The 17,740-nt window shown below is 61.3% G+C and carries 23 protein-coding genes; 14 read left to right on the top strand and 9 right to left on the bottom strand.

Going from position 1 to position 17,740, the window contains the following annotated elements:
• From BO74_RS16285 to ubiT, 6 genes are all read left to right on the top strand, one after another.
• A complete protein-coding gene (locus BO74_RS16285; RefSeq protein WP_496443645.1) occupies nt 1-630 on the top strand; it encodes an SPOR domain-containing protein in 630 nt (209 codons plus the stop codon).
• A gap of 12 nt (nt 631-642) precedes the next feature.
• Nucleotides 643-1,290, top strand: a complete 648-nt coding sequence (locus BO74_RS16290; RefSeq protein WP_496443647.1) for a thiol:disulfide interchange protein DsbA/DsbL — start codon at nt 643-645, stop codon at nt 1,288-1,290.
• 6 nt (nt 1,291-1,296) lie between these two features.
• On the top strand, nt 1,297-2,088 hold the full coding sequence (locus BO74_RS16295) for an SDR family oxidoreductase (protein WP_496443649.1): 792 nt from the start codon (nt 1,297-1,299) through the stop codon (nt 2,086-2,088).
• A gap of 77 nt (nt 2,089-2,165) precedes the next feature.
• Nucleotides 2,166-3,179, top strand: a complete 1,014-nt coding sequence (gene ubiU / locus BO74_RS16300) for a ubiquinone anaerobic biosynthesis protein UbiU (RefSeq protein WP_496443650.1) — start codon at nt 2,166-2,168, stop codon at nt 3,177-3,179.
• Nucleotides 3,180-3,183: 4 nt separating this feature from the next.
• Nucleotides 3,184-4,089, top strand: a complete 906-nt coding sequence (locus BO74_RS16305) for a U32 family peptidase (RefSeq protein ID WP_496443652.1) — start codon at nt 3,184-3,186, stop codon at nt 4,087-4,089.
• A 2-nt stretch (nt 4,090-4,091) separates the two neighbouring features.
• Nucleotides 4,092-4,538, top strand: coding sequence for a ubiquinone anaerobic biosynthesis accessory factor UbiT (gene ubiT / locus BO74_RS16310; protein ID WP_496443654.1), 447 nt, complete (start codon nt 4,092-4,094; stop codon nt 4,536-4,538).
• A gap of 20 nt (nt 4,539-4,558) precedes the next feature.
• Here ubiT and BO74_RS16315 read toward each other — a convergent pair whose 3' ends face one another.
• Nucleotides 4,559-4,945: a YajD family HNH nuclease gene (locus BO74_RS16315; protein ID WP_496443656.1), complete on the bottom strand. Its 387-nt coding sequence runs from the start codon at nt 4,943-4,945 to the stop codon at nt 4,559-4,561.
• 98 nt (nt 4,946-5,043) lie between these two features.
• On the opposite strand from BO74_RS16315, the gene BO74_RS16320 reads away from it, so the two are divergent.
• Nucleotides 5,044-5,970 (top strand): DMT family transporter, encoded by a 927-nt coding sequence (locus tag BO74_RS16320; RefSeq protein ID WP_496443658.1) that lies wholly within the window; start codon nt 5,044-5,046, stop codon nt 5,968-5,970.
• Between the two features lie 35 nt (nt 5,971-6,005).
• On the top strand, nt 6,006-6,791 hold the full coding sequence (locus BO74_RS16325) for an enoyl-CoA hydratase-related protein (protein ID WP_496443659.1): 786 nt from the start codon (nt 6,006-6,008) through the stop codon (nt 6,789-6,791).
• Between the two features lie 18 nt (nt 6,792-6,809).
• On the opposite strand, the gene BO74_RS16330 is transcribed toward BO74_RS16325, so the two are convergent.
• Nucleotides 6,810-7,898 (bottom strand): GGDEF domain-containing response regulator, encoded by a 1,089-nt coding sequence (locus tag BO74_RS16330; protein ID WP_496443661.1) that lies wholly within the window; start codon nt 7,896-7,898, stop codon nt 6,810-6,812.
• Between the two features lie 172 nt (nt 7,899-8,070).
• Nucleotides 8,071-9,240 (bottom strand): M20 aminoacylase family protein, encoded by a 1,170-nt coding sequence (locus BO74_RS16335; protein ID WP_496443684.1) that lies wholly within the window; start codon nt 9,238-9,240, stop codon nt 8,071-8,073.
• Nucleotides 9,241-9,325: 85 nt separating this feature from the next.
• On the opposite strand from BO74_RS16335, the gene rapZ reads away from it, so the two are divergent.
• Genes rapZ through BO74_RS16360 form a run of 5 tightly spaced genes read left to right on the top strand, consistent with a single transcriptional unit; the run spans nt 9,326 to nt 12,334 of the window.
• Nucleotides 9,326-10,186 carry an RNase adapter RapZ gene (rapZ, locus tag BO74_RS16340; protein ID WP_496443686.1) on the top strand — a complete coding sequence of 287 codons (861 nt, stop codon included), beginning with the start codon at nt 9,326-9,328 and terminating at the stop codon, nt 10,184-10,186.
• The gene (locus BO74_RS16345) at nt 10,186-10,560 is read left to right on the top strand and encodes a NusG domain II-containing protein (protein WP_496443663.1); all 375 of its coding nucleotides are present in this window, start codon (nt 10,186-10,188) and stop codon (nt 10,558-10,560) included. Before rapZ ends, BO74_RS16345 begins: the two co-directional genes overlap by 1 nt.
• Complete coding sequence (locus tag BO74_RS16350) at nt 10,541-11,083, top strand: Gx transporter family protein (RefSeq protein ID WP_496443665.1); 543 nt, start codon at nt 10,541-10,543, stop codon at nt 11,081-11,083. The genes BO74_RS16345 and BO74_RS16350 overlap by 20 nt, the downstream gene beginning before the upstream one ends.
• Complete coding sequence (locus BO74_RS16355) at nt 11,076-11,693, top strand: flavin prenyltransferase UbiX (protein ID WP_496443667.1); 618 nt, start codon at nt 11,076-11,078, stop codon at nt 11,691-11,693. Before BO74_RS16350 ends, BO74_RS16355 begins: the two co-directional genes overlap by 8 nt.
• Complete coding sequence (locus BO74_RS16360) at nt 11,690-12,334, top strand: LON peptidase substrate-binding domain-containing protein (protein WP_496443669.1); 645 nt, start codon at nt 11,690-11,692, stop codon at nt 12,332-12,334. The genes BO74_RS16355 and BO74_RS16360 overlap by 4 nt, the downstream gene beginning before the upstream one ends.
• 9 nt (nt 12,335-12,343) lie before the next feature.
• On the opposite strand, the gene BO74_RS16365 is transcribed toward BO74_RS16360, so the two are convergent.
• The 6 genes from BO74_RS16365 to rpmH all read right to left on the bottom strand — a co-directional run bounded on the left by BO74_RS16365 (nt 12,344) and on the right by rpmH (nt 16,992).
• Complete coding sequence (locus tag BO74_RS16365; RefSeq protein ID WP_496443688.1) at nt 12,344-13,105, bottom strand: sulfite exporter TauE/SafE family protein; 762 nt, start codon at nt 13,103-13,105, stop codon at nt 12,344-12,346.
• Nucleotides 13,106-13,202: 97 nt separating this feature from the next.
• The gene (gene mnmE, locus BO74_RS16370; RefSeq protein ID WP_496443671.1) at nt 13,203-14,558 is read right to left on the bottom strand and encodes a tRNA uridine-5-carboxymethylaminomethyl(34) synthesis GTPase MnmE; all 1,356 of its coding nucleotides are present in this window, start codon (nt 14,556-14,558) and stop codon (nt 13,203-13,205) included.
• The gene (gene yidC / locus BO74_RS16375) at nt 14,527-16,230 is read right to left on the bottom strand and encodes a membrane protein insertase YidC (protein WP_496443673.1); all 1,704 of its coding nucleotides are present in this window, start codon (nt 16,228-16,230) and stop codon (nt 14,527-14,529) included. The genes mnmE and yidC overlap by 32 nt, the downstream gene beginning before the upstream one ends.
• A 23-nt stretch (nt 16,231-16,253) precedes the next feature.
• Nucleotides 16,254-16,460, bottom strand: coding sequence for a membrane protein insertion efficiency factor YidD (gene yidD, locus BO74_RS16380; protein WP_496443675.1), 207 nt, complete (start codon nt 16,458-16,460; stop codon nt 16,254-16,256).
• Nucleotides 16,457-16,861 carry a ribonuclease P protein component gene (rnpA, locus tag BO74_RS16385; RefSeq protein ID WP_496443677.1) on the bottom strand — a complete coding sequence of 135 codons (405 nt, stop codon included), beginning with the start codon at nt 16,859-16,861 and terminating at the stop codon, nt 16,457-16,459. The genes yidD and rnpA overlap by 4 nt, the downstream gene beginning before the upstream one ends.
• Entirely contained in the window at nt 16,858-16,992 is a 135-nt protein-coding gene (gene rpmH, locus BO74_RS16390) for a 50S ribosomal protein L34 (protein WP_305074187.1), read from the bottom strand. Before rpmH ends, rnpA begins: the two co-directional genes overlap by 4 nt.
• Before the next feature lie 551 nt (nt 16,993-17,543).
• Between rpmH and BO74_RS16395 the strand changes: the two genes are divergently transcribed.
• Nucleotides 17,544-17,740, top strand: a 197-nt coding sequence (locus tag BO74_RS16395; RefSeq protein ID WP_496443679.1) for a transposase, incomplete at its 3' end; no start/stop codon positions are given.

Below are 17,740 nucleotides of genomic sequence, written 5' to 3' on the forward strand. Positions count from 1 at the left end.
ATGAGTCGTGACCTGAAACCGCGCAAGCGCAGCAATGCCTCCCGCCGAAAATCCGGCGGCGGCACCCTGATCGGCCTCTTCCTCGGCCTGGTCATCGGCGTCCTGCTCGCCGGCGGCGTTGTCTGGTATCTCCACCGGACGCCGGCGCCCTTCTCGACAAAGGTCCAGCCTCCACAAGCGCAGACCCCAATGAGTACGCCGCAGGCGCCCATCGCCCTTCCCGGCAAACCCGGAGACCCACCCCCGGCTGCCAGCGACAAGCCGCGCTTCGATTTCTACACGATCCTGCCCGGCAACAGCGAGGCCATCCCCGACCCGAAACCGGCCGAAGCAAAAACCGGCGAACCAAAACAGGCGGATGCAACCAAAGACAAGGAAGGAAAGGATACGGCGCTGAAGGATCCGGTGTTTTTGCAGACCGGCTCGTTCCAGAATGCCGCCGATGCCGACAACCAGAAGGCGAAGCTGGCGATGATGGGGGTGGAAGCCTCTGTCCAGCAGGTGATGCTGCAGGAGAAGGTCTGGTATCGCGTGCGGCTGGGCCCGTTCCGGAAGCTCGAACAGGTCAATGCCATGCGCGCTGAGCTTGCGCGCCAGGGCATCGACGCCAACGTTGTCAAGAAGGACTGATTGGAGATGAAAATGCTGAAAAGACTCGCCGTGCTGGTCGCTGTCGCCACCGCCGCGCTGATCCCGCTGACCGCCTCGGCACAGGCTCAACTTGCCAAAGGGCGCGACTATGCAGTGATCGAACCTTCGCTGCCGACCGACACACCCGAGAAGATCGAAATCACCGAGTTTTTCTCCTATGCCTGTCCGCATTGCAGCGACCTCAACCCGCTGATCCACGACTGGGCGGCGAAGCAACCGGCGGACGTCGTGTTCAAGCGCGTCGCCATCCCCGGCAGCCCGTTCTACGCACTGATGTCCAAGCTGCACTACACGCTGGAGGCCACCGGCGATCTGGACAGACTCGACAACAGTGTCTTCAACGCCATCCACGGCAAGGGCCTGAAGCTGATCGACGCCAGGAGCATCACCGACTGGGTCGTCTCGCAAGGCGTCGATGCGCAGAAGTTCACTACGGCGTTCAACTCCTTCGGCGTGGACAGCAAGGTCAAGCGTGCCGGCCAAATAGCGCAGCAGGCCCGAATTCAGGGCGTCCCGGCGCTCGTGGTCGACGGCCGTTTCACCGTCGTCGGACAGAACGTGAAGTCGTTCAAGGAACTGCTGGCGCTGACCGACAAGGTCATCGAAATGCGGCGCAAGGAACGCGCCCAGAAGAAATAGCCCTACGTGACCCCAGCCAGCGGCCCGAAGGTGTTCATCACCGGCGCCTCGTCAGGCATCGGGGCTGCGCTCGCCGGGTTTTACGCTAGCCAGGGCGCCGTGCTCGGTCTGGCCGCCCGGCGGGAGGAACAGCTAAAAAAACTTGCCGTGGATCTGGTTTCCAGCGGTGCAAGTGACGTTCGCTGCTACCCGCTCGACGTCGCCGATGCCGACGCCCTGCACAATGCGGCCGAGGACTTCATGCGGTACGCCGGAACGCCGGACATCGTCATTGCCAATGCCGGCGTGTCCTCCGGCACACTCACCGAGCATCAGGAGGATCTCGCGGTCATCCGGAGGATTCTCGAAATCAACGTGTTCGGCATGGCCGCCACCTTCTCACCGTTCATTCCGGCGATGCAGCAACGCGGCAGCGGCCGGCTGGTCGGCATCGCCTCGGTCGCCGGCATCCGTGGCCTGCCCGGTGCCGAAGCCTATAGCGCGTCCAAGGCAGCAGCGATCACCTACCTGGAAAGCCTGCGCCTGGAAATGCGTCCGTCGGGGGTCAGGGTAGTCACCATCGCCCCCGGCTACATCGAGACCCCGATGACTGCCATCAACCCGTATCCGATGCCCTTCATGCTGCCCGCCGACGAGGCCGCCCGACGCTTCGCCCGGGCCATCGAACGTGGCACGTCCTACACGGTGATTCCGTGGCAGATGGGACTCGTCGCCAAGGGACTGCGCCTGCTGCCCAACTGGCTCTACGACCGGCTATTCACCAATGCGCCGCGCAAGCCGCGAAAATTGCCCGGCTAGTCGGAAATATTGATAGAAATCATGCGCTTTGCCGGCATGGCCGGTATACTTGTCGTTTCGTTTTCGCACTACATCCCATGTCGCAGAGCAAAATTCCCGAGCTGGTCTGCCCGGCCGGCAGTCTGCCGGCGCTGAAGGCGGCCATCGACAACGGCGCCGACACGGTCTACTTCGGCTACAAGAACGACACCAACGCGCGCAACTTCGCCGGTTTGAATTTCGATCGCAAGGCAATGCTCGAAGGCATCGCCTACGCGCACGCCCGCGGCAAACATGTGCTGATGGCAATCAACACTTTCCCGCAGCCAGGGCGCGAGGCGGACTGGCACGTGGCCGTCGATGGCGCCGCCGACCTCGGCGTCGATGCGGTGATCCTCGCCGACGTCGGCCTGCTCGATTACGCCAGCCGGCGCCACCCGAACCTGCGTTTGCATCTTTCCGTGCAGGGCTCGGCGACCAGCTACGAAGCCGTCAACTTCGCCCATCGCGAGTTCGGTATCCGCCGAGCCGTCCTGCCGCGCGTGCTGACGCTGGCGCAGGTGGAACTCGTCATCAAGAACACGCCGGTCGAGATCGAAGTCTTCGGCTTCGGCAGCCTGTGCGTGATGAACGAGGGCCGTTGCTGGCTGTCTTCCTACGCCACCGGCGAATCGCCGAACACCGTCGGCGCCTGCTCGCCCGCCAAGTACGTCAAGTGGGACAAGAAGCCCGGACAGATGAACACGCGCCTCAACGGCATCCTGATCGATCGTTACAGCGACAACGAGCCGGCCGGCTACCCGACGCTGTGCAAGGGGCGTTTCGAGGTCAACGGTTCGACCTACTACGCGCTGGAAGAGCCGACCAGCCTCAACGTCCTCGAAATGCTTCCCGAAATCGCCCGGATCGGCGTCTCGGCGCTCAAGGTCGAGGGCCGCCAGCGCAGCCCGGCCTACGTCGCGCAGGTCACGCGCACCCTGCGCGCCGCGCTCGACGAGCTCGGCAGGGGAGCGGAGCAGTTCAAGGTCAAGCCCGCCTGGCAGGCTGAACTCGGCAAGGTCGCCGAGGGCACGCAGGTCACGCTCGGCGCCTACAACCGTCCGTGGAGATAAGCCGATGAAACTCTCGCTCGGCCCCCTGCTTTACTTCTGGCCCAAGGACAAGGTCCTCGACTTCTACGCCGGGATGGCGCAGATCAAGGCGCTCGACATCATCTACGTCGGCGAGGTCGTCTGCTCGCGCCGGCAGCAGTTGCGCACGGCCGACTGGCTGGCGCTCGCCCGCCAGCTCACCGATGCCGGCAAGGAAGTCGTCGTCTCGGCGCAAGCCCTGCTCGAATCGGAGAGCGATCTCAAGGCCCTGCGCCGGCTGATCGACGAAGCCGGCGTCAGGGTCGAAGCCAACGATCTTGGCGCGGTCAGCATTGCCGCCGGTCGCCCCTTCGTCGCCGGTCCGCACCTCAACATCTACAACGCCGAAACGCTGGCGACCTTCCACCGCTACGGCCTCGCGCGCTGGGTACCGCCGCTGGAAGGCACGCGTACGCTGGTCGAAACACTGCACAAAGCCCGCCCGGAAGGGGTCGAGACCGAAGTCTTCGTCTTCGGCAAGCTGCCGCTCGCCTTCTCGGCGCGCTGTTTCACCGCCCGCCACTACGGCCTGAACAAGGACGACTGTCAGTTCAAGTGCCTGGAACACCCCGAAGCGATCACCCTGAAGACGCGCGAGGGGCAACCCTTCCTGGCGATCAACGGCATCCAGACGATGTCGGCGCAGACCTACAACCTGCTCGCCGAAATCCCGGACATGCTGGCGATGGGCATCGACATCGCGCGCATCAGCCCGCAGCCGCAGCACATGGCCGAGATCATCGCGGCGTTCGATGCCGCCCGCCGGGGTGGCAATCCGCAACCCGCCGCGCGAGAATGGGCGCCCGACGGACTGGTCGACGGCTACTGGTTCGGCGAAGCCGGCATCGTCGCCAAGCACCAGGCCGCACTCAAAGAATTGCAAGGAGTCTGAACATGTCGCTCACCATCCCCAGTTTCACGCTGCCCTCGTTCATCGCCCGCGTCGGCAACAGGCTGCCGCAGTGGCCGCACGCCATAGCCCTGACCGCCGGCCTCAACGCGGTAGTGAAGATGAAGCTGCTGCCGGACGACAGCCTGGCCTTGCTCGAAGGAAAGAACTTCCTGATCGACGTGCTCGATACCGGCGGCCGCGCCGCGTTCACCTTCCGCGACGGCCTGTTCCGGCCCGTATTCACGGCGCCCGAAACACCGGATCTCGCCTTCCGCGCCAATCTCTCGGCGTTCCTGCAACTCGCTGCGAGGCAGGAAGACCCGGACACTCTGTTCTTCAATCGCACGCTGTCGATCGAAGGCGACACCGAACTCGGCCTGATCGTAAAGAACATGCTTGATGCGATGGAGTTGCCGAAATTCGCCGGAAAGCTGGCGTTCAGGCACTGAACCACCGCACTACCGGAAAGTCAGCGCTTACTCTTCTCCATCAGCGCGCGTAGATCGGCAAACGGGTTGGACGTTGCCCTGTCCGTTGCCACTTTCCCGTTGCTGACGCCCGCCTGCCGCGCCGCTTCGGCGTCGAGTTCGCGGGCGTGCTCGTTATCGTGGCAGTAAAGGCAGAGCAACTCCCAGTTACTGCCGTCCTTCGGGTTATTGTCGTGGTTGTGGTCGCGATGATGCACCGTCAGCTGTTGCAGGTTTTCGCGGGTGAACTCGCGCGCGCAGCGACCGCAGATCCACGGATAGATCTTCAGCGCCTGCTCGCGGTACCCCAGTTCGCGCTGCTGCCGGTTACGCAGGGTCTCGGCAATCATCCGGTCTGTATGCGCCCGTTTCGCCTCGTCTGTAGCCATCGTTTCCTCATCGCTGGTTTCGATCCCCGCTGATTGTACGGCAGCACTCGCGCCATGGGATAATCGTCCATCGGCTTTGCCGGCAGTCTCCATTCCTCATGCAATCACCCCACCCGCGCATTTTCCTGAAGCTCGTCCTGACCGCCTTTTTCTGGGGCGGGACGTGGATTGCCGGCCGCTCCGCGGTCCAGGAAATGGCCCCGCTCGCGGTAGCCAGTTGGCGTTTCCTGCTGGCCGCGCTGGTGCTTGGCGTGCTGCTTTACCGGTCGGAAGGAATCCCGCGCTGGTCGGCGAAGGAATGGGGCATCCTCGGCAGCCTGGGCCTTACCGGCGTGTTCTTCTACAACGTCTTCTTCCTTTACGGCCTGCAGCACGTCGAAGCCGGCCGAGGCGCCCTCGTCGTCGCCTTCATCCCGGCGATCATCGCACTGGCCGACTGGCTGGTATTCCGGCTGCCGATGCCGCCGCTAAAGGCATTCGGTGTGGCGCTGGCGATGCTTGGCTGCCTGCTGGTCGTCACGCAGGGGCATCCTCTGCGCCTGCTGCACGGCGAGATAGGCCACGGGGAAGTGCTGCTGCTCGGAACGGCACTGTCCTGGACCGCCTACACGCTGATCAACCGGAAGATCAGTACGCGCTTCTCGCCGCTGGCGATGACCTTTGGCGGCTGCCTCGTCGGCTGGATCATGCTAACCGTCGGCGCAGCGATCACCGGTTCGCTGTTCGCGGTCTCGGCCACGACCTGGCGCGCACCGCTCAGCATCGGCTTCCTCGGCATCTTCGGAACGGCTGTCGCCTTCACCTGGTATTCCGAAGCCATCGGGCAAGTCGGCAGCACACGCGCTGCGGCCTTCATCAATCTCGTCCCGATATTCGCCGTGCTGCTCGGCTCTGCACTTCTCGATGAGCACCTCGGTGCCGGTGTACTGGCCGGCGGGGCGGCGGTAATTGCCGGGGTGATGATGACGCATCGCGCGGGGAAACCCGCAGCCAATCGATTGCTGCAACCCGGGCGCGCGCTGTAAACTGGCGGTTTTTCCGGCATACGGACCCGGTTCCCATGTACCAGTCGATAATCACCGAGATCGATGACGGCGTTGGCATCCTGACGCTGAACCGTCCGGACAGACACAACGCCCTCGACAAAACGCTTGTCGCCGAAACCACTGCAGCGCTTCTCGAACTGGAAGACGATCCGCGCGTTCGTGTCATCGTTCTCTCGGCATCGGGGAAAAGTTTCTGCGCCGGAATCGACCCGTCCTGGATTCGCGAGGCGATCACCGGCACGCCGGAGGAAAACCTGCAAGGCAACCGCAATCTGGGACGTCTGCTGGCCACCCTCGATACCCTGTCGAAGCCGACCATTGCCCGGGTACATGGACCGACCAGCGGGATCGGCGTCGGGCTGGTCGCCGCCTGCGACATCGCCTTCTCGACCTACGACGCTTCCTTCGTGCTGAACGAGGTCAAGTACGGCCTGTTACCGGCAATCGCCAGCCCCTATCTGATCGCCGCCATCGGCGAGCGGCATGCCCGGTACTACATGCTCACCGCCGAGCGATTCTCGGGGACGGAGGCCTATCGCATCGGCCTGGTGCACGAGATGGTGCCGGGTGAGGAGCAACTCGACGAGGCGATCGGCGAAACGCTGGAAACCTTGTTGAAAAACAGCCCGAATGCCCTGAGCGCCTGCAAGCCACTGGTTAACACGGTCAGCGGACAACCGATCGACGAAGCGACCATCGAGGAAACGGCACAGAGCGCAACCGTCATTCAATCGAGCTCGGAAGGCCGTGAAGGGATGCTGGCGCTGGTGGAAAAGCGCAAGCCGGAGTGGGCCGGCTGAGCTTCTGAATGCCGCCTGTCAGGCGGGGGCGGGAAGGCCTTCTTCCAGGCGCTGTTCGATGCGCGCCCCGATTTCCGCCAGGGGCAACCCCAGCGAAAGATGCCTGTCCAGCGCCTTCAGCAAGGGCAACGCCTGCAAACCGACCGCGACAATCTGTTCCGCGGGCATCGCCTCCGTACCGCCGCGCAAGGCGAGAAGCAGCGGGGCGATCGCCTTGTTTTGGCAATGCAGAGGGCAATCCGGTCGTAACTCCGCGCTGACCGTATTGCCGCCACAGACTTGTGCCTGCGCGAGACGCTGCTGCGCCAGCGCTAGCAACTCGGCGCCGCGCGCCACCTTGTCTTCTGACGTGCTGGCGACGCCGGCGCTCGCCGTCAGCTTGACTTTCTGCCCCTGAATGGCGATCTGGCCACTGGCCAGGCTCTTGCACACGCGTTTGGCAAACCGTGAACCGTGCCGCAGGTCGACCCCATGCGAAATGATCGCCAGATGCTTGCCCTCCACCTGCCCGAACTGGTCGTGCGAATCGACCTTTGCCGACAACAAGCCGGCGATGCGCGATGTCAGCATTTCCGGCACAGCCTTTCCGAAGCGGGATACCAACTCGTCAAGGCGGTCTATCCCGAAGACGATCAGGCATGTCGGGTTTTCGTCCGCGGTGGAAAAAGAAAGCGACGCAACCGCCGCGGCAAACGGCTTGCGCCCGAGCAGTCGTGGCTCCACTGGCGGAGCATCAACCGGCTCGGGCACCGGATCAATCAGGCGGGTCAACTCGGCGACCAGCGCTGACTTGCCGATCGACTTGGAAATGCAGCCGGCAACGCCAGGCCAGTTCGGCAAATCGGCCACAGCGGGGTTTTCCAGATCGGAGACGATGAGAACGAACGGGACATTCCTGACGCGCCGCACGGCGCTCGCCCTGATGCGCCCGAGCAACTCGCGCGCCTCGAGCTTGGGCGGGCTGATTCCCGAAACGACGGCATCGATCCGTCCGTCCAGTAGCAAGGTCTGCCAGGCCGACTCGCCATTGCTTTCCTGAAGCAGTTCGAAGCTCTCACCGAGGTGCTTGGTCAATGTCGCCCGGACTACGCGCGACCCGTCGACCACCAGAATTCTCCGTTTTCCCCCTGCCGTAGCCCCCTGCCTACCCATTGACGCCTTCTTATTCATTTTGCTTGCCCAACCACTCACGAGGAAGAAAGACAAACGGCGAATGTAATGGATAAATCCGCCAATGGGAATGCATAATTTATCCGCTTAACATCATTTCACCAGCCGGTCAGCGATGCAGAAAGCTTTCGGCAAGGCGCACCCAGTAGGTCACGCCGAGCGGGATGATCGTTTCGTTGAAGTCGTAATGCGGATTATGCAGGGTGCAACCACCGGTACCGGGGCCATTGCCCAACCAGACGTAGCAACCGGGTTTCTTCTGCAGCATGAAGGCGAAATCTTCCGCGCCCGTCGAAGGAAGCTCGTTCCGGCGAACGTTCTCCGCACCGAAGACCTGCGCGCCGACATCGCCACAAAGCGCGCTCTCCGCGGCGCTGTTGATCGTCGGTGGATAGCGCTGCGCGAAGGAAACCTGCGAGCGAACTCCGAAGGTGTTGTCGATCCCGGCGCAAATCCGGTGGAGCGAGGCTTCAACGAGCGCCTGCACCTCCGGCTTGAAGGCGCGAATCGTGCCGCGCACAACGGCATCGTCGGGAATGACGTTGAATGACTCGCCACCGTGAATCTGGGTGACGCTGACCACCGCCGCCTCGCACGGGTCGACGTTGCGCGACACAACCGTCTGCAGGGCGAGGACCAGATGACTGGCAGCGACCAGGGGATCGACACCCTGCTGCGGCATCGCGGCATGGCAACCCTGCCCGTTGATGGCAATTTCGAAGGCACAGGTGCCGGCCATCACCGGCCCCGGCATTACGGCGAGCTCACCGACCGGCATGCCCGGCCAGTTGTGCAGGCCGAAAACGGCGTCCATCGGGAAACGCTCGAAGAGTCCGTCGCGGATCATTACGTCAGCCCCGCCATCGGTCTCCTCGGCCGGCTGGAAAATGAAATGGACAGTTCCCTCGAAATCCAGGGCGTCGCGATTTTCGGCCATGAAGAGGGCCGCGCCGAGCAACATCGTCGTGTGGCCGTCGTGGCCGCAGGCATGCATCCTCCCTGGCCGCGTCGAGCAGTGGGCAAATGCGTTCTTTTCCTCCAGCGGCAGCGCATCCATGTCTGCCCGCAGACCGACGGAACGCCCTCCGCTACCTTTGCGCAGGATGCCAACGACGCCGGTACCCGCCAGACCGCGATGCACTTCAAGGCCGCAGGCGGCGAGTTCTTTTGCGACAACGTCCGCGGTACGGGTTTCCTGAAAGGCCAGTTCTGGATGGGCGTGAAGGTCGCGGCGGATGGCGACCAGCCGGTCGAGGAAGGGTAGCGGAAGAAGATTCATGGCGGCAGGCAACGCTGTTGGATGGGTTGTAGTGTATGCCAGCCCGGCTTGCCGGTGTTCGCAACCTTCCGCTATGCTCGCGGGCATGCGCATCGTCATCATCAGCGGCCTGTCCGGGTCGGGAAAATCGATCGCCCTCAACATCCTCGAGGACGCGTCCTACTATTGCGTCGACAACCTGCCTTCACAAATGTTGCAGACGCTGGTCGACCATCTCGGGCAGCGAGGCTACGACAAGATCGCGGTGGCGATCGACATCCGCGGTGGCGACAGCATCGCCATGTTGCCGCAACAGCTTGCGGAGCTTCGCGCGCGGCAGTTCGAACTCGAATTCCTCTTCCTTGATGCCAAGACCGACACGCTGCTCAAACGCTATTTCGAGACGCGGCGGCGCCACCCGCTGGCCGACGAGCAGCGCACCCTCACCGAGTCGATTGCCGAAGAGCGGCGGCGGCTCGAACGGCTTGCCGAGCTCGGCCATCACATCGATACCAGCGATCTTAAGCCGAACGCCCTGCGCGACTGGATCAGACAATTCATCGTCCGAGACAGCGCCCGGGGACTGACGCTGTTGTTCCAGTCCTTCGGCTTCAAGCACGGCGTCCCGCTCGACGCCGAACTGGTTTTCGACGTACGCTGCCTGCCCAACCCCTACTACGAGATGTCGCTGCGTGCGTTGAGCGGGCGTGACCGGCCGGTGATCGACTATCTCGAAGCAGAACCCGAGGTCGTGCAGATGCGCGAGGACATCGCCCGCTTCGTCGGCACTTGGCTGCCCTGCTACGTCCGCGACAACCGCAGCTACCTGACCGTCGGCATCGGCTGTACCGGCGGCCAACATCGGTCGGTCTATTTCGCCGAATGGCTGGGCAAGCACTTCCGTGAGCACGCGCGGGTGCTGGTCCGGCACCGCGAACTGTCGCCGGAACCGACCGGAAAGCCCTGATGTCCTGGCTTTCGCTGGTCCGTGGCGGCGACTGGCTGATCGCCTTCGTCGGCGCGACGCTCTGTGCGCTTTCTTTCGCCCTGGCCTGGCAAAGCGGAACGGCCGAGAAAGCCATCGTCCGCCGTAACGGCGAGGTTTTCGCGGAACTCGACCTGTCGCGTGACCGTCAGATCGAGGTGTCCGGGCCGCTAGGCACCACCACCATTGCCGTGGTCAAGGGACGCGTCCGCGTCGTTTCCGACCCGGGCATTCACCAGTACTGCGTCCGGCAGGGCTGGCTGGAACGTGCCGGGGAAATCGCCATTTGTGCCCCCAACCAGGTCAGCGTACAGATTACCGGCCGCAAGGAAGCGTATGACTCGCTCAGTTATTAGGCTGACCACCACGCCCGAAGATCACCGCATTGCCCGCCTGGCGGCGGCGGCGATCGGGCTGGCATTGATCGATGCGGCAATTCCGCTGCCGCTGCCCGGGGTCAAGCCCGGATTGTCGAACATCGTCACGCTGATCGTGCTTGCCCGTTTTGGCTGGGGTACCGCCGCATGGGTGTGCGGGCTGCGTGTGATGGCCGGGGGGATTCTGCTCGGCCATCTGCTGTCGCCAGGATTCTTCATGAGCCTCACCGGCGCCGTGGCCAGCCTGCTCGTGCTGGGTGGCGCCGTCCGCCTGCCGCAGCGCTGGTTCGGGCCGGTCAGCTGGAGCATCCTTGCCGCTTTCGCGCACATCGGCGGGCAACTGCTGCTCGCCCGGCTCTGGCTCATCCCGCACAACGGGCTTTTTCTGCTGGTACCTGTTTTCGCCGTCGCCGCCCTCGTCTTCGGTATCATCAACGGCCTGATCGCCGCCCGGCTGCTCGCCGACCCTACCATCATCGCTCCCACGAATCCTCATGGCTAAGACCATCTGTCTCGCTTTCACCGGCGCCTCCGGCATGCCCTATGGCCTCCGTCTTCTCGAATGCCTGCTCGACGCCGGCTCTCGCGTCCAGTTGCTCTACTCGCAAGTCGCGCAAATCGTCGCCCGACAGGAGATGGACGTTGAGCTACCGGCCCGCGCTGCCGATGCCGAAGTTTATTTCCGCAATCGTTTTTCCGGATTGCCGGGAACGCTGGAGGTATACGGCCGCGAAGAATGGTTCGCTCCGGTCGCCAGCGGGTCCAACCCGCCCGAGGCAATGATCGTCTGCCCCTGCACGATGGGCACGCTCGCCGCGATTGCCCAGGGGCTCGCCAGCAACCTGATCGAACGTGCCGCCGATGTGGTTCTGAAGGAAGGGCGCAAACTGATCCTGGTTCCACGTGAAACACCCTTCTCGGTGATCCACCTGGAAAACATGCTGCGCCTGGCGCGCGCCGGCGCCGTCATCCTGCCGCCCAGCCCCGGCTTCTATCACCATCCGCGCCAAATTGGTGATCTGGTCGATTTCGTCGTCGCCCGTCTCCTTGACCAGATCGGTGTCAGCCACACACTGATGGCCCGTTGGGGGGAGCCGGGAGCGACACAGTGAACTGGCTCGGCCGCCTACGCAAAAAATTCGGCGGCAACGTGCCGGCGGAGACTCCTCGACAGACCATTCCGCTGTTTCCGCTCGGCAGCGTGCTCTTTCCGGGCGGAATCCTTTCGCTGAAAGTTTTCGAGCAACGCTATCTGGACATGGCCGCCGATTGCCTGCGGCGGAAGACACCGTTCGGCATCTGCCTGATCGCCAATGGCAAGGAGGTCGGCGCTACGGCGACGCCCCATCCGGTCGGCACCCTGGCGCACGTCATCGACGCCGACATGCAGCAACTGGGTATCCTGTTGCTCAAGGTACGCGGCGGCCAGCGCTTCAGGATCATTGACAGTGCCGCCCAGCCCGACGGCCTGCTGCGCGGAACGGTGGAATTGATCGGCGAACCCGGTGAACTGGCGGTTCCCGACGCACAACGAGGCCTCGTGCCGTTACTGGAAAGAATCGTGAGCGATCTCGGCACGGAAAAAATGCCTGCGCCGCATGAATTCAACGATGCGACATGGGTCGGTTACCGGCTCGCCGAGATTCTCCCGGTCAAGGCACTGGCCAAACAAAAGCTGCTCGAACTCGATGATCCCGTCTCCCGGCTGGAGATCATCCACACCTATCTGGCGCAGCGGCAGCTGGTCAAATAGGCAGCTCCGTCAGAACGTATCCCACGCAAACTTCACGATTAACGAGCCGACCACGATCAGGAATACCCGGCGCACGAAACCACTGCCATGGCGAAGCGCCAGATGCGTGCCGATGAATGAGCCGAGAACGTTCGCCACGGCCATCACGATGGCCGCCACGGGGAGGAAAAAACCGTTCGGGACAAAGTAGCCGATCGCTGCGAGATTGGTCGCCACGTTGACCACCTTCGACGCCGCCGACGCATGCAGGAAATCAAAGCCGAAGAAGCGGATGAACAGGAAGATCAGGAAGCTCCCGGTGCCCGGGCCGAAAAAGCCGTCGTAGAAGCCGATCACGCCACCCAGCAGCAACGCATAAACCAGCTCTGTCACGCCGGCATGCTGCGGGCGGTGGATCGCCCCGAAATCCTTGCGCCAGAAGGTGTAGCCAGCGGCACCGAGGAGCATTACCAAAATCATCGGGCGTAGCAGATCGCGCGGCAACCAGGCGACGGCCATCGCCCCGAGATACGAACAAGCAAACGCCGCAATCGCCGCCGGCAAGGTCGTCCGCCAGGGCATTTTCACCCGCGCCGCGTAGCGCCAGGCCGCATTGGCCGTACCAACGACGCTGGCGATCTTGTTGGTGCCGAACAACGTTGCCGGAACCTCCTTCGGGAGAACCGAAAAAATGGCCGGGATCTGGATCAGTCCGCCCCCGCCCACCACCGAGTCGATAAAGCCGGCGAACAGGGCGGCAATGGCAAGAATGACCAGCTGCGATAGCTCGATACTCACTTAACAACCTTTCAATCGGCGAAACACGGAAGTGTAACGCCTGCCTAGGCCGCTATCGAAGCAAAGATGCTTACCGGGCCTGGCCTTCTGCTTACTTGCCGATGCAAAACCGCCCGAAGATGTCGCCCAAAAGGTCGTCGGCAGAATACTCTCCGGTAATGGTGCCTAACGACTGTTGGGCCATGCGCAGCTCTTCGGCGAACAACTCGAGTTGCGGGAGGCAGGTCCGTGCGGCCGCAAGGTGAGTACCTGTTTCAGCCAGCGCACGAAGATGGCGCTCGCGAGCAATGAAAACATCTTCGGCCGGATGCCAGCCGGCGACCCGCAACAACTCCTGCTTCAAAAGATCGATGCCGACACCGCTTTTTGCCGACAGCGAGATGGCAATGCCTTCACAATCGGCGTGCAGTTGCGGCTGCGCTTCCGCCAGGTCAATCTTGTTATTAACGGTAATTTGCGTAAGCCCTTCGGGAAATTTCTTCAATATCACCCGGTCGGCATCCTGAACTCCCTGGCGCGCATCGACGATCAGCACCGCGACATCCGCCTTTTCGATTTCCCGCCAGGTCCGCTCGATTCCGATCCGTTCGACTTCATCATCGGTTTCGCGCAAACCCGCCGTATCGATCACGTGCAGAGGAATTCCCTCCACGTTCAGCGTACTGCGCACGACGTCGCGCGTCGTGCCGGCTACCGGGGTCACGATGGCCAGTTCGTCACCGGCCAGACAGTTGAGCAAACTCGATTTTCCGACGTTCGGCTGCCCGGCGAGGACGACATGCAGCCCTCCCTGCAACAAACGGCCCTGCCGGGCCCGGTCGGTTATCTCGTCCAACTGCAGGCTCAGGCGCTCCAGTCGCCCGAAGGCATCAGCCGCCTCCAGGAAATCGATCTCCTCGTCTGGAAAATCGAGCGTTGCCTCGACCAGTGCCCGCAGTTCGACGAGTTGGTCGAGTACGGTCCGGATTTCTTTCGAGAATCGTCCCTGCAGGGAACGAACGGCGCTGCGGGCCGCAGCGACCGTCGAGGCATCGATCAGGTCAATGACCGCCTCGGCCTGCGCCAGATCGAGCTTGCCGTTGAGGAACGCCCGTCGGGTGAATTCGCCGGGTTCGGCGAGCCGGGCGCCGAGATCGAGGCACCGCGCCAGTAACATCTGCAGCACGACCGGGCCGCCGTGGCCCTGCAATTCGAGGACATCCTCGCCGGTAAAGGAATGTGGGGCGGGAAAGTGCAGCACCAACCCGCTGTCGATGGCACAACCGTCAGCTGCCCTGAAGGTGGCAACGCTAGCTACGCGAGGTGACGGACACTTTCCACACAGCGCCTCCGCCAGGCACTCCAGATCCCGGCCGGAGATGCGCACCACACCGATACCGCCACGGCCAGGGGCCGTGGCGATCGCGGCAATGGTGTCAGGCCTTTGGATCGTTGGCGGCTTTTCCACCACGCTCGATCATCCGGGTGATCTGCCATTGCTGGGCAATGGACAGCGTATTGTTGACCACCCAGTAAAGGACCAGACCTGCCGGGAACCAGAAGAACATGAAGCCGAACGCAAACGGCATGATCATGGTCACCTTGGCCTGGATCGGATCGGGCGGTGTCGGATTGAGCCTGGTCTGGATCAGCATGGTTACCATCATGATGACCGGCAGGATGTAATACGGATCTTGCGACGAGAGATCCTTGATCCAGAACATCCAAGGCGCGTCACGCATCTCAACCGCGCCCAGCAGCGCCCAGTAAAGCGCGATGAATACCGGAATCTGGATCGCAATCGGCAAGCAGCCGCCCAACGGATTGATCTTCTCCGTCTTGTAGAGATTCATCATCTCGATATTCAGCTTCTGCCGGTCGTCGCCGCAACGCTCCTTGAGCGCCTGCAGGCGCGGCGTAATGGTCCGCATCTTGGCCATCGACTTGTAACTGGCCGCCGAAAGCGGGAAGAAAACAGCCTTGATCAGAACCGTCAGAAGAATGATTGCCCAACCCCAGTTGCCGACGATCTTGTGAATGAACTCGAGCAACCAGAAAATTGGCGCAGCGACAATCGTCAGCCAGCCATAGTCGACGACCAGCGGCAGGCCTTGCGCTCCGATACCGCCTTCGGCAACCGGCTTGGCGAGTTGTTCGAGCATCGATTGGATCTGCGGTCCGGCATAAAGCGAGGTCCGAACCACGGCTTTCTCTCCCGGCGCCACCTCCGGCACCGGAACAATCATGCCTGCCGTAACAACCGGATTCACGGTGTTGTCAAGCTTCCGAACGTAGTACTCGCGAGCCAACTTCTCCTGTGGAATCCAGGCGGAAACGAAGTAGTGCTGGATCATCGACATCCAGCCATTGTCAGCTTTCTGCTCGAATTTTGCTTTTCCGTCGAGGATTTCGTCGAACTTGATCTTCTGGAACTTGCTCTGCTCGGTGTAAACAGCCGGCCCGGTATAGGTACTCACCATCCGGCTCTCGCCTGCTGGAGCCTGAATATCGCGCTGCAACTGGTAGTAGGCATGCGCAGCAAGCTGTTTCTGCCCACGGTTGTTGATTTCGTAAGCTACATCGACGAGATAGCTGCCGCGTTTGAACGTGTAAACCTTGGTGACGCTGACTCCGTCCGATCCAGGCGCTTCCAGCCGCAATTCAAGCAAATCTTCGCCGGCGCCCAGTTCACGTTTTCCGGGAACGACGGTGAACAGCGTCTTGTGATTCGGCAGGCTTTCGCCAATCAAACCGCTTTGCGCTGCATAGAGGTGCTTTTCATCGAATAAGCGGAAAGCCTTCGCCTTGTCCTCGGTTGCCTTGTAGTTGTTCAGTTCGAGGCCAACGATATCACCGCCGAGCGAGGACACCTCCGCGACGAAGAGATCCGTTTTGATCTCGACCACTTGGCTGCTTTGCCCAGCTGCGCCCGTAACCGGAACTGCGGTCGAAACCGCTTCAGCCGGAGTGGCAGGTGTCGAACTCGCCGACGGCGTGGGAACAGCCGAGGAGCCAGCCGAGACGGAAGCGGTTGCGGCCGGTGCACTGGCTTGGGGATGGTTGTGTTTCTGCCATGCATCCCAGAGCATTACCAGCGAGAACGAGAAAATGCATAGCAGTATCAGGCGTCGATTATCCATTTACGGCCCAGGTAGAAGAGGTATTAGGGAACTGGATCCACACCACCGGGATTCCAGGGGTGGCAACGAAGGATTCGTTTCAATCCAAGATGAGCGCCTTTGATGGCACCGTATTTTTTTATCGCTTGCGCAGCGTAATCAGAACAACTCGGGTAAAAGCGACAGTTCTGGCCCAGCAGGGGGCTGATTGCGTATTGATAACACCGGATCAGAACCAAAAGCAGTTTCATGGCCTACGTCCAAGAGTGCGCAATCGCTCCAGCAAGCTTAGGATTTCGTCGGTCAAGGCGCGCCGATCCAGCGGCAGAGGTGGCTTGCAAGCCAGTCGAACGATCAAATCCCGCGCGGGCGAATCAGCATGTTGCTTGCGGAATACTTCCCGAATCAAGCGGCGAACCAGGTTTCGATCCACCGAACGACGCAGGAAGCGCTTGGCAACGACGATTCCCAAGCGGGCATCAGCTACCTGTTCATCGCCTCGAGGGCGGTAATGTAGCAGGAAACTGCTGCCTCTAATTGCCTTCCTGAAACTAAAAACGGATGAAAAATCATCCGTTTTAGTCAGTCTGTAGCTTCTGGGGAACGCTTCGGATCGAGTCCGGCGTTGCCCGTTAAGCAGGAGATCGCTCAAACGGCGAGGCGATGCCGGCCTTTGGCACGACGTGCGCGGATCACTGCACGACCGCCACGGGAAGCCATACGGACCAGAAAGCCGTGAGTGCGCTTACGGCGAACTACTGACGGTTGATAAGTGCGTTTCATGTCAAAACCCTTGAAATCGTTGCTAATCGAACCGTAGATTAGACATTGATTCGATTGGTTTTGTCAACTGTGTATTACACCGCGTTCTGTTTAACAGAACTTCCCGGGAAATTATCAAGCATCCTGCGATGCCTTGGTGCTCAACGGCAGTTCGGGAGACTGATTGGAGGAGCGACATGAGAAGACCCCTCTGGCTTTTAATAAGATTCGTATTTATATAAATACTATAAAGATAATCTCAAGAACAATTCTGTGGATAAGGTGAACAATCAATTCTAATTCAGTAACTTGGATACTCTAAACGGATATCAGAAACTCATGTATCGGGCTGTGGATAAAACTGAACAACTTTTTTACCCAGTCAAAAAACTTGAGTTATCGACAATCAAGCCACAGCTTTTTCCCTGAATTCCCACAGCGAGTCGCTAGTCCGTCCTGAATAACGCCCAAGACGATGTTTTAATTGATTAATTTTTCGATTTGACGGGCGCGAATTTGCCGGAAATGAGATAATAACTCCTTGATTCTTTGCAAATTTTTGTGAGTTTTCGATGGGTCCTAAAGGCAAACATCCCTCGACTGGCGATTTGTTCCAGCAGCCCCTGGCAGAACTGATCAACCTCAAACATCCGTTGGTCAAATTGGCCGAGTTGATTGATTGGTCAGTCTTCGAAGCCCGCTGGGCAGTGTTCTTTCCTTCCCGTACCGGGCGTCCGGCCAGTTCGCCGCGATTGATCGCGGGTTTGCT

Source organism: Propionivibrio pelophilus DSM 12018, from assembly GCF_059569095.1.

Bases quoted from the DNA above. Each gene is read 5' to 3' on its own strand.
- BO74_RS16285 (WP_496443645.1), top strand. From the start codon at position 1: ATGAGTCGTGACCTGAAACCGCGCAAGCGCAGCAATGCCTCCCGCCGA.
- BO74_RS16290 (WP_496443647.1), top strand. From the start codon at position 643: ATGCTGAAAAGACTCGCCGTGCTGGTCGCTGTCGCCACCGCCGCGCTG.
- ubiU (WP_496443650.1), top strand. From the start codon at position 2,166: ATGTCGCAGAGCAAAATTCCCGAGCTGGTCTGCCCGGCCGGCAGTCTG.
- BO74_RS16305 (WP_496443652.1), top strand. From the start codon at position 3,184: ATGAAACTCTCGCTCGGCCCCCTGCTTTACTTCTGGCCCAAGGACAAG.
- ubiT (WP_496443654.1), top strand. From the start codon at position 4,092: ATGTCGCTCACCATCCCCAGTTTCACGCTGCCCTCGTTCATCGCCCGC.
- BO74_RS16315 (WP_496443656.1), bottom strand. From the start codon at position 4,945: ATGGCTACAGACGAGGCGAAACGGGCGCATACAGACCGGATGATTGCC.
- BO74_RS16320 (WP_496443658.1), top strand. From the start codon at position 5,044: ATGCAATCACCCCACCCGCGCATTTTCCTGAAGCTCGTCCTGACCGCC.
- BO74_RS16325 (WP_496443659.1), top strand. From the start codon at position 6,006: ATGTACCAGTCGATAATCACCGAGATCGATGACGGCGTTGGCATCCTG.
- BO74_RS16335 (WP_496443684.1), bottom strand. From the start codon at position 9,240: ATGAATCTTCTTCCGCTACCCTTCCTCGACCGGCTGGTCGCCATCCGC.
- rapZ (WP_496443686.1), top strand. From the start codon at position 9,326: ATGCGCATCGTCATCATCAGCGGCCTGTCCGGGTCGGGAAAATCGATC.
- BO74_RS16345 (WP_496443663.1), top strand. From the start codon at position 10,186: ATGTCCTGGCTTTCGCTGGTCCGTGGCGGCGACTGGCTGATCGCCTTC.
- BO74_RS16350 (WP_496443665.1), top strand. From the start codon at position 10,541: ATGACTCGCTCAGTTATTAGGCTGACCACCACGCCCGAAGATCACCGC.
- BO74_RS16355 (WP_496443667.1), top strand. From the start codon at position 11,076: ATGGCTAAGACCATCTGTCTCGCTTTCACCGGCGCCTCCGGCATGCCC.
- yidC (WP_496443673.1), bottom strand. From the start codon at position 16,230: ATGGATAATCGACGCCTGATACTGCTATGCATTTTCTCGTTCTCGCTG.
- yidD (WP_496443675.1), bottom strand. From the start codon at position 16,460: ATGAAACTGCTTTTGGTTCTGATCCGGTGTTATCAATACGCAATCAGC.
- rpmH (WP_305074187.1), bottom strand. From the start codon at position 16,992: ATGAAACGCACTTATCAACCGTCAGTAGTTCGCCGTAAGCGCACTCAC.